The 15329-nt window shown below is 69.2% G+C and carries 16 protein-coding genes; 7 read left to right on the top strand and 9 right to left on the bottom strand.

What is annotated here, in order from left to right; all coding sequences use genetic code 11:
* Positions 1–97: 97 nt before the first annotated feature.
* Positions 98–1069, top strand: a complete 972-nt coding sequence (locus tag ACT89H_RS25060; protein WP_445111106.1) for an ATP-binding cassette domain-containing protein — start codon at positions 98–100, stop codon at positions 1067–1069.
* Positions 1066–1833 carry an ABC transporter permease gene (locus ACT89H_RS25055; protein ID WP_445111105.1) on the top strand — a complete coding sequence of 256 codons (768 nt, stop codon included), beginning with the start codon at positions 1066–1068 and terminating at the stop codon, positions 1831–1833. The genes ACT89H_RS25060 and ACT89H_RS25055 overlap by 4 nt, the downstream gene beginning before the upstream one ends.
* Positions 1834–1894: 61 nt before the next feature.
* Here ACT89H_RS25055 and ACT89H_RS25050 read toward each other — a convergent pair whose 3' ends face one another.
* From ACT89H_RS25050 to ACT89H_RS25040, 3 genes are all read right to left on the bottom strand, one after another.
* Entirely contained in the window at positions 1895–2647 is a 753-nt protein-coding gene (locus ACT89H_RS25050; protein WP_445111104.1) for an anti-sigma factor family protein, read from the bottom strand.
* Entirely contained in the window at positions 2644–3129 is a 486-nt protein-coding gene (locus ACT89H_RS25045; RefSeq protein ID WP_445111204.1) for a sigma-70 family RNA polymerase sigma factor, read from the bottom strand. Before ACT89H_RS25045 ends, ACT89H_RS25050 begins: the two co-directional genes overlap by 4 nt.
* Positions 3130–3312: 183 nt before the next feature.
* Entirely contained in the window at positions 3313–3957 is a 645-nt protein-coding gene (locus tag ACT89H_RS25040; protein WP_445111103.1) for a YqgE/AlgH family protein, read from the bottom strand.
* Between the two features lie 125 nt (positions 3958–4082).
* On the opposite strand from ACT89H_RS25040, the gene ACT89H_RS25035 reads away from it, so the two are divergent.
* The gene (locus ACT89H_RS25035) at positions 4083–4844 is read left to right on the top strand and encodes a lysophospholipid acyltransferase family protein (RefSeq protein WP_445111102.1); all 762 of its coding nucleotides are present in this window, start codon (positions 4083–4085) and stop codon (positions 4842–4844) included.
* Here ACT89H_RS25035 and ACT89H_RS25030 read toward each other — a convergent pair.
* Complete coding sequence (locus tag ACT89H_RS25030; RefSeq protein ID WP_039803009.1) at positions 4838–5149, bottom strand: GNAT family N-acetyltransferase; 312 nt, start codon at positions 5147–5149, stop codon at positions 4838–4840. The two genes, ACT89H_RS25035 and ACT89H_RS25030, sit on opposite strands and share 7 nt — an antisense overlap.
* Positions 5150–5308: 159 nt before the next feature.
* Here ACT89H_RS25030 and ACT89H_RS25025 point away from each other — a divergent pair, with 159 nt between their 5' ends.
* The 3 genes from ACT89H_RS25025 (at position 5309) to ACT89H_RS25015 (ending at position 8894) form a co-directional block, all read left to right on the top strand.
* Positions 5309–6895, top strand: coding sequence for an alpha/beta fold hydrolase (locus ACT89H_RS25025; RefSeq protein ID WP_445111101.1), 1587 nt, complete (start codon positions 5309–5311; stop codon positions 6893–6895).
* Between the two features lie 339 nt (positions 6896–7234).
* Entirely contained in the window at positions 7235–8359 is a 1125-nt protein-coding gene (locus ACT89H_RS25020) for a glycerate kinase (protein ID WP_445111100.1), read from the top strand.
* A gap of 88 nt (positions 8360–8447) precedes the next feature.
* Positions 8448–8894, top strand: coding sequence for a nitroreductase family deazaflavin-dependent oxidoreductase (locus ACT89H_RS25015; protein WP_039803001.1), 447 nt, complete (start codon positions 8448–8450; stop codon positions 8892–8894).
* Between the two features lie 2 nt (positions 8895–8896).
* Here the strand turns inward: ACT89H_RS25015 and aroQ are convergent, their stop codons facing one another.
* Together aroQ and abmR are read right to left on the bottom strand one after the other, a co-directional pair.
* On the bottom strand, positions 8897–9352 hold the full coding sequence (aroQ, locus tag ACT89H_RS25010; RefSeq protein ID WP_445111099.1) for a type II 3-dehydroquinate dehydratase: 456 nt from the start codon (positions 9350–9352) through the stop codon (positions 8897–8899).
* Positions 9353–9394: 42 nt separating this feature from the next.
* Positions 9395–9994 carry an ATP-binding transcription factor AbmR gene (gene abmR / locus ACT89H_RS25005; protein WP_445111098.1) on the bottom strand — a complete coding sequence of 200 codons (600 nt, stop codon included), beginning with the start codon at positions 9992–9994 and terminating at the stop codon, positions 9395–9397.
* 376 nt (positions 9995–10370) lie between these two features.
* Here abmR and ACT89H_RS25000 point away from each other — a divergent pair, with 376 nt between their 5' ends.
* Positions 10371–12050: an NTF2-like N-terminal transpeptidase domain-containing protein gene (locus tag ACT89H_RS25000; protein WP_445111097.1), complete on the top strand. Its 1680-nt coding sequence runs from the start codon at positions 10371–10373 to the stop codon at positions 12048–12050.
* On the opposite strand, the gene ACT89H_RS24995 is transcribed toward ACT89H_RS25000, so the two are convergent.
* The 3 genes from ACT89H_RS24995 to ACT89H_RS24985 form a co-directional block, all read right to left on the bottom strand.
* Positions 12021–12422, bottom strand: coding sequence for a DUF3054 domain-containing protein (locus ACT89H_RS24995; protein ID WP_445111096.1), 402 nt, complete (start codon positions 12420–12422; stop codon positions 12021–12023). The genes ACT89H_RS25000 and ACT89H_RS24995 overlap by 30 nt on opposite strands.
* Positions 12423–12460: 38 nt before the next feature.
* On the bottom strand, positions 12461–13549 hold the full coding sequence (locus ACT89H_RS24990) for a lysylphosphatidylglycerol synthase transmembrane domain-containing protein (protein ID WP_445111095.1): 1089 nt from the start codon (positions 13547–13549) through the stop codon (positions 12461–12463).
* A gap of 78 nt (positions 13550–13627) precedes the next feature.
* Positions 13628–15142, bottom strand: coding sequence for an adenylate/guanylate cyclase domain-containing protein (locus ACT89H_RS24985; protein ID WP_445111203.1), 1515 nt, complete (start codon positions 15140–15142; stop codon positions 13628–13630).
* Between the last annotated feature and the right edge of the window lie 187 nt (positions 15143–15329).

Here is a 15329-nt window from a genome sequence, read left to right as displayed (position 1 = left end):
CAACTGAATCGACCGGCACCGCGCCCCCACGGGGGAGCGGTGTGGGTAAAACATGCCCACATGCGCATAGTGAAATCTATTTCAGAAGGGAAAAACTATGGTGTACGGCCATCGCACGCCCGCCGTCTCGGTGCGCGGCCTGCGGAAATCGTTCGGTGAGCAGGTAGTGCTCGACGGGATAGACCTCACCGTCCCGGAAGGCACCGTCTTCTCGCTGCTCGGGCCGAACGGCGCGGGCAAGACCACCACCGTGCAGATCCTGACCACCCTGATCCGCCCGGACGCGGGCGAAATCCGGGTCGGCGGCCACGATCTCGGCGCCGAGCGCAAGCAGGTGCGCGCGCGAATCGGCGTGACCGGGCAGTTCTCGGCGGTCGACGAACTGCTCACCGGCCGGGAGAACCTGCTGCTGATGGGCGACCTGCACCATCTGCCGCGGCGGGACAACCGCAGGCTGGCGGCGGATCTGCTGGAGCGCTTCGACTTGGTCGACGCGGCGGACAAGACGGTGTCCACCTACTCCGGCGGCATGACCAGGCGCCTCGATCTGGCCATGACGCTGGTCGGCGATCCGCGCATCATCTTCCTCGACGAGCCGACCACCGGGCTCGACCCGCGCAGCAGGCGGGCGATCTGGGACATCATCCGCGGACTGGTCGACGAGTACCACGTCACGGTCTTCCTCACCACCCAGTACCTGGAGGAGGCCGACCAGCTCGCCGACCGCATCGCGGTGCTCGACCGCGGCAAGCTGGTCGCCGAGGGCACCGCGGCCGAGTTGAAGCGACTGGTGCCGGGCGGCCACATCCGGCTGGAATTCGCCGATCGAGCCGCCCTGACCGCCGCGGCCGATGCGCTGGGAGCCGTGGCTCCGCCGCAGGACGACGAGGAGGACCTCACCCTCGCGGTGCCCAGCGACGGCGGCGTGAAATCGCTGCGTGCCGTGCTGGACCGGCTCGACCACGAGCAGATCGAGGTCGAGGGTCTCGCCGTGCACACCCCCAACCTCGACGACGTCTTCCTCACCCTCACCGGCCACGCCTCGACCGAAAAGGAACCCGTGCGATGAGCATGTCCTACGCCCTCGCCGATTCGGCGACCATGCTGCGGCGCAATCTCCTGCGAGCCAAGCGTTATCCGAGCATGACCTTCGGTGTCATCGTGATGCCGACGGTGCTGCTGCTGGTGTTCGATTTCGTCTTCGGCGGCGCGCTGGAGAAGTCCTCCGGCGGAAACTACATCGACTATCTCGCTCCGGGCATGCTGCTGATGATTCCGGCGTACATGACGGTATCGGTCGCGGTGTCGGTCGCCACCGACACGACGAAGGGCATCGTGAACCGGTTCCGCACCATGGACATCGCGCAGTCGGCCATGCTGACCGGTCACGTGGTCGGCGCGCTGATCCAGGCGCTGATCGGCATCGCCGCGATGGTGGGCGTCGCACTGCTGATCGGCTTCCGTCCCAACGCGAACCCGGTCGAGTGGCTCGCCGTGTTCGCGCTGCTCGCGTCGGTGATGTTCGCGCTCACCTGGCTTTCGGTGGCGCTCGGCCTGCTCGCGCCGAACCCCGAAAGCGCCAGCAACTCGCCCTTCCCGCTGGTGATGCTGCCGTTCCTCGGCAGCGGCTTGGTCGCCACCGACACCATGCCCGCCGGGCTGCGTCAGTTCGCCGAGTATCAGCCCTTCACGCCGTTCACCGAGACCATCCGCGGTCTGCTGATGGGCACCGAGATCGGCGACAACGGGATCATCTCGCTCGCTTGGTGTGTCGGACTCGCCGCGGTCGGGTACCTGTGGTCGTCCTCGATCTTCCGTCGGCAGACGCGCTGAACCGGTCGCCGGCGCAGACGATCCCCCGCGGGCGGTGCCCGGCGGGGGATCGTCCCATCGCTCAGACGGTGCCGGCGAGCAGCACGGTCCCGGTGTTCGCCGCGCGGATCTCCACCGAGCGGACCTGGTCGGGCGCGCCGTCGATGGTCCGGTCGATGGTCAGCTCGGTGCCGGGGCTCGCGGGCCACTGGTCGAGTTGCTGCTGCTGTCCGTTGGTGCGGATGACGTAGAGCGCGAGATTCCAGCTGTAGCGCGGCTGCTCGCCCGGGGGATAGCTGCACGACATCACGAGTCGCGTCTGGTTGCCCGCCGGGATGAGCTTGAAGTTCGCCGAGACCGGCGTCGGCGCCACCGGCGTCATCTGGCGTTCGGCGAACGCCTGTTCGCTGGTGCCCGGCTGCGGCGCGTTGGTCGGTCCGGACACCGTGACGGCGATCGGAACCGCGATCGCCACCGCGGCCGCGGCCGAGGCCAGCGCGATACCGACCGATGTCCACCCGCTGCGCCTGCGGCGCCGCTCGGCCGCGTCGGCCAGCCGGGATGGCGGCGGGAGCTGGGGCATCGGTGGCGGCGGAAGCTCCGGCATCGGCGGTGGCTCCCCCGCGGCTGCGGCGGGCGGCTCGATCATCGCGGTCGCGATGTCGGCATCCACGAGGGCGAGCATGCCCGGCAAGCCCGCCAGCTGGGCCACGGCCGCTCGGCAGTCGCGACAGCTCGACAGGTGGCTCTCGTACTGCAGGCGCTCGTCGCGGGTCAGGGAGCCGAGCACATACGGGGCGTCCCATGTGCTGAAATCGTCGGTGATGTCCGTCACTGGTTTGTCACCCCCATCTCCTGTAATGCCAGGCGCAATGCGCGCATGCCGTAGTGCATCCGGGACTTCACCGTGCCCGGCGGGACGTCGAGTTCCTCGGCGATCTGGTGGGTCGACAGTCCCCGGTAGTAGGCCCGCACGATCACCTCACGATGATCGGCGCTGAGCCGGCCGAGGGCGTCGGCGACCAGCCAGCCGTCCAGCGCGCGGTCGGACTGGTCCGGGGTCGTCTGTTCGGGCGGATTGTCGGTGCGGAACTCGCGCCTGCTGCGGGCGCTGCGATGCTCATCCACGGCGAGATTGCGCGCCACGGTGAACAACCACGCTCGCGCCGACGTGGTGGACTGGTCCAAGACGTTCGGGCGTTGCCATGCCCGTAGCAATGTTTCCTGCACGATGTCCTCGGCCCGTCCCGGATCCCGAACCAGGCCGAGCGTGTACCGCCACAAAGGGGTGGCGTGTTCGCGATAGAGAGCCCGCATCAATTCGGACTGATCGTCGGGCTGGCCCGTTTCGCCACTTGTCTTGGGCACAACTGGATACCTCTCCGCTCGAGTTGCGGGGCCGGTGGGTGGGCGCACCCGATGAGTCACCCATGCTGTCGCCGGTTCAGTTGTCGTGTCTCATACCGTGTCTCCTTCGGTCCTGTCGAGGAGTACACGTGCTCAGTTGCGTTCGAGTTCAATCGGGTGTGTCGCGAGCAGGGACAGCGGGAGCGGCTGGCGGCGCAGCACGTGCGCCCACAGATCGGGGCGGCCCGTGCTGATCGGGTCGGATGGCAGGGCCGACACCACGATCCAGTCGTTGTTCTCCAGCTCGCCCTCCAGTTGGCCGAAGGTCCAGCCCGCGTAACCCGCGAAGATCCGGACGCCCTCGACCAGCGGGCCGACCCGCTCGGGATCGGCGTCCAAGTCGACCAGGACGACGCGTCCGTCGACGCGGCGTAGCCCGGGGACGCCGTCGATCCGCGCGCCCACCCGGACCGTGCCCAGGCACAGGGCGGTGTCCCGTTTCACCGGGCCGCCGATGAACAGCGTGCGTGGCGCCGCGACCGCGTCGGTCCAACGCGGCAGCACCTCGTGCACGGCCGTATCGCTCGGGCGGTTCAGTACGACGCCGAGACTGCCCGCGTCGTTGTGCTCGATGATGTAGACGACGGTGCGCCGGAAGGTCGGCTCGACCAGTTCGGTGGCCGACACCAGCAGTGTCCCGGCACGAACCACCTGCTCGCCGTGCTGGGAATCGCGTCGCCTGCGGTCGCCGTGCCCGCCGCGAGTCTTCCGATCGTCCGGGTCTTCTGCGCGTGCCACTCCGACATCATCGCAGCTGTGCGCCCACAATGCGCCTTCTCCGGCCCACTTCTGCCTCCGGATTTGCCGAACCGGTCGCAGGACGCCACGTTGCGCCACCGCCGCCACCTCGTAGAGTCCAGATCATGGAACTGCCCGAGGTGCGCCTCGAGAACACCGACACTGTGTACGACTTCTATCGCGAGCATCGTCAGAACCGTCTGAAGGCCTGGGGGGCTTACGCCATTCTCGGCCGCCGCTACCATCCGCGCGTCGCCTACGCCGACGGCGCGCGCGAAGCTCTCCGCGCGGTGATCAGGCAGAACAGGCCGCTGCTGATCGCGATCAACCACCTCTCCGAGAGCGACCCCTACACGGTGGCCGCCGCGGCGTGGCGCAGCGGGCTACGGCGGGTGATCGGCCGGGTGCGCGTGTTGGCCAAGGACGAGTTGTTCGCCGATCCCGATCAGCGGCGCAAGATCGACATGATGGGCGGCATCCCGGTGTTCCGCGGCAAGGACCACGGCATCCGCGCGGTGAACGCCGCGGGCCAGCGGATGATGGACATCTGCGCCGAGCGGATGGCCCGCGGCGACGGCATCGCGGTGTTCCCCGAGGGCACCTGCAACGACGTGGACCCGTCCCGTGTGCAGGCGGTGGGCAGCGGCATCGGGCACATCGCGTTCCGGGCGATGAAGCTCGGTGCCCAGCCCGCCTTGGTGTCCATGGCACTGAGCTACGGTCCGCGCACGGACCCGGCGGTGCCGCCGACGAAGGAGGAGGCCAAGGGGGCCAGCTTCTACTTCAATGTCCCGGTGCTCGATCTGCCGCCCCGGCCCGGCGACATCGCCCGGCTGGTGCGTACCGATCTACAGCAGGCGCTCGACGGCGCCGTCGCGGCCTACTGAGGCAGGTTCAGCCGGTCGCGCGCCCAGTGCGGCACCATCACGAGGTATTCGGGGCGGGTCTCGATGAAGTGGTGGACCGCCCGGCACATGGGCAGCGCGCCGAGCTTGTCGTCGCGGGTGCTGTCGAGGGCGGTCTCGATCAACAGCCGCGCGTAGCCCTGCCCCTCGTAGCGCGGATAGATCTCGGTGTGCACGAACGCGCGCTCGGAGGCCGTGTCCTGGTATTCGGCATAGCCGGCGATCGCACCGTCGACGTAGATCTCGAAACGGTCCAGTGCGGTGTTGTTGTTGACCTCGGTCGACATGGCTCGACGCTACTCTGTGCGCCGGTGTCCCGGTAAATCACGCGGCCGGCGGGGCGTAATCCCGCCACCGACTTGTCTGTTCGATCGAGTCTGCGCAGAATGCTCGTGATCGGGTCCGTCATCGCGCGCGAGCGGGCAGGCTCGGGGAGGTACCGGAATATGATGAGGCCACAGCGGGTTTCGCGGGTCGCGGCCGTCGTCGTCGCGGGCCTGCTCGGGGGATCGATCGGCACCGGCGTCGCCGATGCCGCACCGGGCGTCGCATTCGGCACGTGTCCGGTAGGTTCCGTGCCGGCTGATCGGGGCGTGCAGTGCGCTGTGGTCAGTGTGCCGATGAACTACGCCGATCCGGACAGCGCGCGGATCGAGCTGACGGTCAGCCGCATCGCGGCCACGGGCGAGCGCGAAGGTGTCCTGTTCGCCAATCCCGGTGGGCCCGGCGCGGATGCGCTGGACTATTGGGCGCGCCGGTCGGAGGTGTTCCCCGCGGCGCTCGCCGAGCACTACGACCGGATCGCCGTCCAGCCGCGCGGATTGCGCTGGGCGACACCGTTGCAATGCGGCACGAACACGAAGAACGAAGGCGGTCAGCGAGTCTCGCTCGGCGGCGGCGACCGCGACGAGATCAAGCAGGCCTGTGACGCGGCGCAGCCCGGTTACCTGGACACCATCACCACCGAGAGCACCGCGCGCGACCTCGACGCGGTGCGCGCCGCGCTCGGCCTGGAGCGGATCAGCTACCTGGGCACGTCCTACGGCACCTACCTCGGCGCGGTGTACGCGGCGCTGTTCGGCGACCGCGTGGATCGGATGATCCTGGACTCCAACGTCAATCCCGACTGGGTGTGGACCGAGGAGTTCGCCCAGCAGCAGGTCGCGGGCAAACAGCGCCTCGACGACCTGTTCGCCTGGATCGCCGAACACAACGGCGAATACCACCTCGGCGACACGGCGTTGCAGGTCTACCGCACCTGGGTCCGGCTGGTGGCCGCGCAGGGCGGCGGCTGGTACGCCAACCTGACCCCGCCGCCCGCGAGCATCGCCGACCTGCCCGGCGCGCTGCCGGAGCCGTTGGCCGAGATCGCGCGGGACGGGTACACCGGCAGCGTCGAGCAACTCGGCAAGCTCCAGAACTTGGTGCGCACTGTGGTGAGCGGTGGTGTGTCCGCGCAGGTGCCGTTGCTCGGCGCCACCACCGTGGCCACCTATACCCGTACCTTCTGGCCGAGTTTCGCCCGCGCGATGGCCGACGCCGCCGCCGACCCGGCTGACGTGCGGCGCCTGCGGGCCATCGAGGGCGCGACCTCGACCGACCCCACCGGGCGGTTCGTGTTCAGCGCGATCACCTGCAACGAGAACGCGGTGGCAGGCAGGCCGGAGCTGCTCGGCGCGGCGGTCGGCACCATAGCGTCCGGCGGTAACGCCATGGACGCGCGCGCCGACCTGGTGCGCTCGGGAATGGCCTGTGGCACCTGGAAACCCGTGACGAAACCGGTGCCGATCACCGGCGCGGGCCTGCGCATCCCGCCGCTGGTGTTGCAGAGCCGCCACGACGCGCTGACCAAGTACGAAGGTGGGCCCGCCATGGCCGCGGCCTTGGGCGGCGCGCTGGTCGTCGTGGACGGCGGCGACCACGGCACATTCGGTCGCGGCAATCCGGCGGTGGACGAGGCCGTGATCGCCTACTTGCGCACCGGGAAGGTCGACGTCACCCGGGCCGACGAGGCTCCGCTGCCCGCGCGCTGAGCGTTTCCGTTCGGCGGAAGTGGGCGCGACCAGCGCTCGGCCGCCGACTCGTGACGACCCGTCCTCGGCACGCTCTCGATCCGGTCGGCTGGTGCCGACCGAGGTTGCGACCGGCGTGCAGGTCCGGATGCTCGTTCCCCGTCCGCTGTCGGTGAAATCCGCAGCGGTCGGTCGGCGGTACTCGGCCTCTCGCCCCCGCGCTCTGGCGTGCGAATCCGCCGGTCGGGGGCGCGGGCCACCACTTCCACGTGCGGGATGCGGCCTCGTCGGAGATCAGCGACGCACGCGACGACGGTGTCATGTCGTGCGACGCGTGCGGTCGCGTCCGAGAATGTGGGAATGGCATCGGCATCCGCCCCGCGAGTGATCCTCGCTCCGGACAAGTTCAAAGGGTCGCTCGCCGCGCCGGAGGTGGCGGCGGCGCTGGCTGCTGGGCTGCGGGGGAGCGCCCCGGACGCCGAGATCCGGCAGGTGCCGGTCGCCGACGGCGGTGACGGCACGGTCGAAGCGTTCGTCGCGGCGGGTTGGACGCGGGTGGAGTTGACAGCGCCGGGACCGACCGGGGTGCCGCGGCGGACGATCTATGCCCGGAGCGGGACGACCGCTGTCGTCGAACTGGCGGCTGTGGTGGGTCTGGCGGACTTGCCCGCTGGGCGGCCGGACCCATTGGGTGCGAGCACTTTCGGGCTGGGAGTGGTCTTGGCGCATGCCATCGAGCACGGTGCGACCGATATCGTGCTCGGTCTCGGTGGCAGCGCTTCGACCGACGGCGGTGCGGGGATGCTGCGGGCGCTCGGTGTCCGCGTCCTGGATGCCGAAGGAAGGGAATTGCCGCGCGGCGGAGTGGCTCTCACCCGTGCCGCGCGACTGGACCGTTCCGGCTTGCACCCCGGTGTCGCGGGCACGAGGTTCACGCTGGCCTGCGATGTCGACAACCCGCTGCTCGGGCCGACCGGCGCGGCGGCGGTGTACGGGCCGCAGAAGGGCGCCGGGCCCGCCGAGGTCGATGTCCTCGAATCCGCCCTCGCTACATGGGCGCGACTTGTGGGCCCGGAGTTCGCGCGGCTGCCCGGCGCGGGCGCGGCGGGCGGTACCGGTTTCGGCGCGCTCGCCGTACTGGGCGCGCGGGTACGCAGCGGTATCGAGGTCGTGCTCGACTTGCTCGATTTCCCCGCCCTGCTCGCTACCGCCACGCTCGTGGTCACCGGTGAGGGTTCGCTCGATCAGCAGAGTTTGCACGGCAAGGCGCCGGTCGGCGTGTGTGCGGCCGCGGACAAGGCGGACGTCCCGGTGGTCGTCGTGGCGGGCCGCACGCTGCTCGCGCCCGACGAGATCGAGGCCGCGGGCTTCGCGGACTGCTACGCGCTCGCCGATCTGGAACCAGATCCGGAACGCTCGATGGCGGAGGCGGCGGCGCTGCTCGAGCGCGTCGGCACGCGGATCGCCGACGAGTGGCTGGATTAGCTCGCCAGAGAGCAGTGCTCTTGACTTTGCTGCGGGTCACGTGGAACACTTCTCGCTATAGAGAGCAGTGCTCACAAAAGGAGTGGTCATGGACCTCAGCACCCGCTACATCGGCCCCGCTGGATTCGACGCGGTCTTCAACCGGATCGCCAATCTGCTGCCCAAGCTGGGTATCAGCGTGATGGGGTCGCGGCTGCTCGCGGTGCGCGGGCGCAAGAGCGGGGAATGGCGCACGACGATGGTCAACCTGATGGTGCGGGAGGACGGCGAGCGCTTCCTCGTCGCGCCGCGCGGGCACACGCAGTGGGTGCGCAACCTGCGCGTGGCGGGCGGGGGCGAGTTGCGGCTCGGCCGCAAGGTCGAGGTGTTCACCGCCACCGAGGTCGCCGATGCCGACAAGGTGCCCCTGCTGCGCCTCTACCTGCGCAAGTGGGGCTGGGAGGTCGGAAAGTTCTTCGAGGGCGTGACCAAGGACGCCACCGATGCGGAACTCGCCGCCATCGCGCCGGGATTCCCGGTCTTCCAGCTGAAGTGAGCTCAGGACGAGCGGGCCAGGAATTCGATGGCGGCGGCGTAACCCTGGATGCCCATTCCGGCGACCACGGCCGTCGCGATGGGAGAGATGTAGGAGTGGTGGCGGAACTCCTCGCGCGCGTGCACATTGCTGATGTGCACCTCGACGATCGGAAGTTCCGGGATCACCAGCGCGTCGCGTAGCGCCACCGAGGTGTGCGTGAGGCCGCCCGGATTGATCACGATGCCCGACTCGGCGCCGCGTGCCCGGTGGATGCGATCGATCAGCGCACCTTCGGAATTGGACTGGAAGGCGACGATCTCCCGGCCGAACTTCGCCGCGGTCCGCTTGCACAGCTCCACGACGTCGTCCAGCGTCGCCGACCCGTAGACCTCCGGCTGCCTGGTGCCGAGCATGTTGAGGTTCGGGCCGTTCAGAACCAGGATCGGGCCCGGCGTCGCGTCCGCGGTCACAGCCATGCTCGGCAAGATACCGCGTCGCCCGGACCGGGCCCGACCGGGCTACAGCCCCTGCGGGCCTTCCGAGCGCAGGTCGTCGACCTTGCGCATAGCTTCGCGCAGTTCCTCCAGCCATGTCTCCGCGTGCTTGCCCGCCAGCTTCACCGTCCAGGCCAGCGCGTCGGCGCGGGAACGGGCGACGCCCGCGTCGACCAAGGTGTCGAGCACCTTGCGCTCGGGCTGGCGCAACCGGGTCATCACGGGCACGGCCAGATGGGTGAACAGGATCCGCTCCCCGTCCACCGAGACGCCCCAGGCCACGTTGCGCCGGTAGCGGTGCTGCGCTTCGTTCGCGATCTGCATCCGGGCGGGCCGGGTGGACTCGCGGAACCGGGCGATCGCGCCCTCCTTGGTCGCGCGGGGCACTTCTTCGGCCGAGACCTCGGAATCGTCGGCGTCCGGCTTCTTCTCCGGTTGGGCGATCGGCAGCTCACCGATCACGACGATCTCGTCCCGGTCGATCTCGATCACCGGCGGACCGGCGAACCAGTCGCTCGGCAATCTTCCGGCGAACCAATCGGGCACGTCCGACGGATCAGGCAGGTCGGCTTGCTGCCAGCCGCCCGTTCGGCCGAAACCCCGGCCGCGGTGCGCGTTTCTCATGACGGGTCACCTACTTACTGTGGTGCGGTGCTTTCAGTGATTACAAGATTACTGCGCAAATCACATTGTGGGCTTCCGCTCTGCGCGAACGAGGGTCCGGTTGCTTCGTTCCGCACCCTTCGGGGTATTTATTGATGCGAAACGTCGAGTTCGGTGGTAACCGCGCGACTTTTCGGGAAGGCCGGTACGGTAGCGGCGCCGGTTGCCGCCGACCGGCTGGACGACGATCATGAAAGGCCCCCCGAGATGCGAGATCCCGGGGCAGAATTGGGATGCTGAGCATGGGTAACGTCCGCGCTACGGAGGCATCGCGGTCTGGTCTTTTTCGGGTACGGTGGTCTTGTTACTGGAGTGACAAGAGTGAAGAGTGGGCGACATGGACGTGTGGGGATCCCGCCGCTTTCGTGTTCGCGGCGCAATGGCACTCATGGGGGTGGCGGCGCTCGCGCTCGGAATCGGGTCGTGCGGGATACACGAGAAGCAGAATGAGGCGGAAGCGGTCGTCGAGCGCTTCACCGACCTGCTCGACGATCAGGACTACACCAAAGCGGCAGACCTGACGTCGTACCCCACCGCGGCCACAGCAACTCTGAAGCAAATGTTCGAGGGGTTGCACGGCGCCACGGTCGACTACCGCAAGACCCAGTTCATCGGGCTGGACGCGCAGTCCGCGATCTTCAGCATGGACGTCGAGTGGAACTTCGGCGAGCGCAAGAGCTGGAATTACAGTCTCGAGGGCAACGTGCGCAAGCTGGCCATCGGCTGGCGGATCTCCTGGGAGCCCGCGATCGTGATGCCGCAGCTGGCGCACAACCGGACAGTGCGGCTGGTGCGCACCTACCCGACCCCTGCGCCTCGGGTCAACGACATCGCCGGTGAGCCGCTGATGACCGAGCAGACGATCAACGTCGTCAAGCTCGATCCCACCAAGATGCCCGACCCGGTCGCGTCGACCGACGCGCTGGCCAAGGCCATCGAGCCGGTCGCGCCGCTGATCACCGGGCCGTCGCTGATGCAGCAGCTGGCCACCTCACAGGGCAAGCCGGTCGTCGCGGTGAACCTGCGCGAGGGGGACTTCGCCATCCTGGAGCCGCGGATGGCGCCGATTCCCGGTGTGGTGATGGAGAAGCAGCCACGGCTGATCTCCGCCGACCGCCGGGTCTGGTCGCCGATGCTGGACGCGCTGCGCAAGGTGCAGCAGGACAGTCAAGAAGCGCATTCCGGGTGGGGTGTGCAGTTGTTCGAACAGGACGGACGGTTCATCACCCAGCTTGCCGGTCAGCAGGGGCCGCCGGGACCGGACATCGCGGGCACGATGGACCAGCGCTTGCAGCGTGCTGCCGAGGACGCGGTGGTCAGCGTGCCGACGCAGGCTTCGATCGTGGCGATCCAGCCGTCCACCGGGGCGGTGGTCGCGGTCGCGCAGAACAGCCAGGCCAGTGAGCACGGCTCGGTGGCGTTCACCGGACTGTATCCGGTCGGCGGCAACATGGATCTGTTCCGCGTCGTCGCGGCGTCGGCGAAGAACAAGGCACCGCAAGAGGTCTCGGTGCAGGACGCGGCCGAGGCGGCGACCGCGCTCGGGGTCGGCATCGACTTCAAGGTACCCGGCCTCGACGAGGTGACCGGTCGCCTGGCCATCGCGGGGCGCAGCGCCGAACAGGTGTCGCAAGGCGGCGGTTCGGACGCCGTGCTGGCCAGTCCGTTCGGCATGGCCATCGCCGCGGCCGCGATCGCGCGCGGGTCGGTGCCGCCGCCGATGATCGAGGCCGGACGCCCGAGCACCACCGATGCCAAACTCGACCCGCTGCCACCGCAGACCGCCGACCGGCTGCGCGGCATGCTTCGCGACGCCACCAACGCGCCTGAGCTGGCGAGCGTGCGCCGCTACCGCGACGTCGCCGCGTTCGCCGCGACCGCTGGCCCGGATGGCTGGCTGATCGGATCGATGGGCGATCTGGTCTTCGCGATCCACATCAACGACGTGGACAGCAAGGACGCGACCGCGCGGATGGCGGCCAGGATGCTACAGGCGCTGGCGACGCCGGAGCCGTGATCGCCGCACGACTGGGTACAGCGCGCGCCAGCCGAGCAGGAAAACCGCGAGCACCACGCCGGCGACCAGCACGAAGCTGACCGCCGTGCCCTGACCGCTGACCACGCGCAGCAGCATGCCCCCGACCAGGGTGCACGCCCAGATCACGACTCCGGCGGGCCACAGCGGGGTGATGTCGAAACGCGTGTCCCCGGTGGCGGCGCGCCACCGGAGCGACACGACGACCAGCCAGCCCACGACCAACCCGGTCGCGAACGGCCACACGGTGCGCAGCAGCCCGGCGAGCACCGCTTCGTCGTGGCTGCGCCTGCCGATCGCGCAGAAGACGACGACGAGCAGCGCATCCATCACGAAGGGCACAAGTTTCCGCACGCGGGCCAGCGTAACGGGAGCCCATGGCGCGACGGCCGTCACAGCCGCCGCTGCTCGAACTCCTTCTCGAACTCCGCGTCGTCTGCCTGCGGTGTGCGGAACAGGAACAGGAACACGATCCACCCGACGATCGCGACCAGGATGAAGCTCACCATCCGATAGACGAACGCCGCGGCGACCGCCTGGGCGGCGGTCAGGCCCGCGGCGGCGGTGAGACCGTAGATCAGCGTCGCGTCGACGTAGACGATGCCGCCCGGTGCGAACGGAATGGACCCGACCGCCTTGCCCACGGCGAAGGCGAGCAGCAGACCGGCGGTGCGCGGGTCGGCGCCCACCGCGTAACAGGCCGCACCGAGACAGGCCACGTCGGCGAAGCGGTGCACCAGCGCCCAGAGCGTGACCAGGACGCCGTCGCGCTTACCGAGTTCCACCGATTCCAACTGGCCGAGCACGTCCTCGAGCTTCGCGGCGCCGTGCTCGGGCGGGCGTTTGCGCAGCCGGTTGACCAGCGCGAGCAGTGTGCGCAGCAGCGCATCGAGCGAACCGGGATTGCGCGAGACATGATTGCCCGCCCACACCAGCGCGACGACGGCGGCCAGCGAGAGGATCAGCTTCAGCGGGCCGATCCGCCCGCCGGCCAGCAGCGTGCCGCCGACGCCGAGCAACGCCAGCCCCACCGCCGCCACCACGCCGGAGAACACCAGCTGCCAGGAGGCCACGATCGGACTGGCGCCCCAGCGCCTGGTCTGCCGATAGGTGAACGCGGTGGAGAACACCTGGCCCGCGGGCAAGGTCACCGACATCGCCGTCGCGCCGTAGACCACGGCGACGGAGTTCCGCTGACTCACCGCGACGCCGCCCGCGTTGAGCAGCTGCTTCTGCACCCGGCCGAATCCGCTCATCGACAGCGCTTGCAGCCAGATCGCCGCCGTCAGCCAACCCCAGTGGATCTCGGTGAGCTTGCGCCAGGACTCGTGCAGCCGCGGCCAGAGGTACACGCCCTCGGCGACCAGCAGGGCCAGCAGAGCGGCCCCGATCACCCATTTCAGCCAGCGAAAACTGCCACGGCGCGAACCCGCCGTGGGCGGCGGCGCAGGACCCCCTGCCTGTTCCCCGTCGGCCGTCACGCCGTCAGCCTAATGGGTGCGGCCGGACGTAGTCCGTCCTCAGTCCGCGCATGGCCGGAGCGGAGGCGGAGGTACGCCTCACGAACGCGCCGTTTCGGCCTCGGTATCGTCGGGCGCGTCGGCTTGTTCGCGCGGCCAGGCCAACAGCGTTTTCCTGCGTCGGCCGCGCAGTTGCACCTCGTCGCCGGTTTCCCACTGGTCCTGCTCGCTCTCCTCGGCGAAATACAGCGCGCTGCCCGAGGCCAGCGTTCGGCCGGGGCGTTCCTTGGCCAGCTCGGTGAGCCGGGACGCCTCGTTGACCGGATCACCGATCACCGTGTACTCGAAACGGTTGGCCGCGCCGATATTCCCCGCGACGGCCAGGCCGGCCGAGACACCGATCCCGATGTCCAGGCCGGGAACCTCCAGCAGGGTCTCGCGTAGTTCGCGTGCGGCGGCGAGCGCGGCGGTCGGTGCGTCCGGGCGGTCCAGCGGCGCGCCGAAGATGGCCAGCGCCGCGTCCCCGACGAATTTGTTGACGAAGCCGTTGTGGCGGTCGATCACGTCGACCACGATGCGGAAGAACTCGTTGAGCAGGCTCACCACCTCGGTGGGCGGGCGTTCGGCCGCGGCGGCGGTGGAGCCGACCATGTCGACGAACAGCACCGCGACGAACCGGGTCTCGCCGCCGAGTTCGGTGCCGTAGTCCAGTGCCCGCTGCGCCACCTCTTCTCCGACGTGCTGACCGAACAGTTCCTGCAACTGACGGCGCTTCGCCGCCTCCTCCATCATCCGGTTGAAGCCGACCTGCAGCAGTCCGATCTCACTGCCGTCGAAGACCTCGACCTGCACGTCCCGCGCGCCCGCCTGGACCCGGTCGATGGCTTGGCTGAGCTGGCGCACCGGGTCGGAGATGCTCGAACCGGTGAGCATGGACAGCGCGAGAGCCTGCATGATCACCACGCCGCACAGCAGCAGGATGGAGATGGCCAGCGATTGCGCGGAGAACTTCACGTCCGAGGAGATCTGGGTGACGCACAGCAGGACGATGGCGATGGTGGGGGCGAAGGTGCCCATGCCCCAGGTCATCGCCATCCTGGTGCCGACGCCGGGGGTGAGGGTGTGGTCGAAGGTGCCCTCGGTCAGCGCCTGGGCCGCCACCGGGCGCAGGATGCGCTCACCCAGCATGTAGGTGAAGCCGAACACGATGGTCGCCGCCATGCATTCGGTGACGATGACCGCGCCTGCCAGCGCGGGAGTGTCCCTGATGATCAACACGGCCAGCACGGCCCCGCCGATCAGCCACAGCGCGAGGTGCAGGATCGCCTGGCGCAGCGGCGCGTGCAGCGCGGCCATCTGCTCCTGGCGGCTCGGCGGTCCGCCGCGCATCTGCCAGCGCATCACCGGGCGCAGCATCAGCGCGGCCGCGGCCATGCTGAGCAGGCCGCCCGCCACGAACACGACGGCCGGGATCAGCAGGCCGGTGCTCCTGGCACCGGATGGCTCGCCCTCGGGGACGGGTAGTCCGTACTGGATGAAGGCCCACACCAGGACCGCGCCGAAAGCGTTCGCCAGCAGCATCGATGTCAGGTACAGCGGCCAGCGCGTTCGCATGGTCTGTTTGACCGCTTCCAGAGGCGCCGACACGGGTCCAATCTAGCGTTCCGGTCGGGTCGGCCTTCCGCGGCGCCGGGCGCCGGTGAACCGGACAGCATACGGCCCGGCCGGTTAGACATACCTCCGCCTTCGCTCCGGCCATGCGCGGGCTGAAGACCGACTACGTCCGACAGCAGACATTAGG

This window comes from Nocardia aegles (assembly GCF_052545135.1).
The sequence above is the reverse complement of the archived record's forward strand: the minus strand, read 5'-3'. Positions and strand labels throughout refer to the sequence as shown.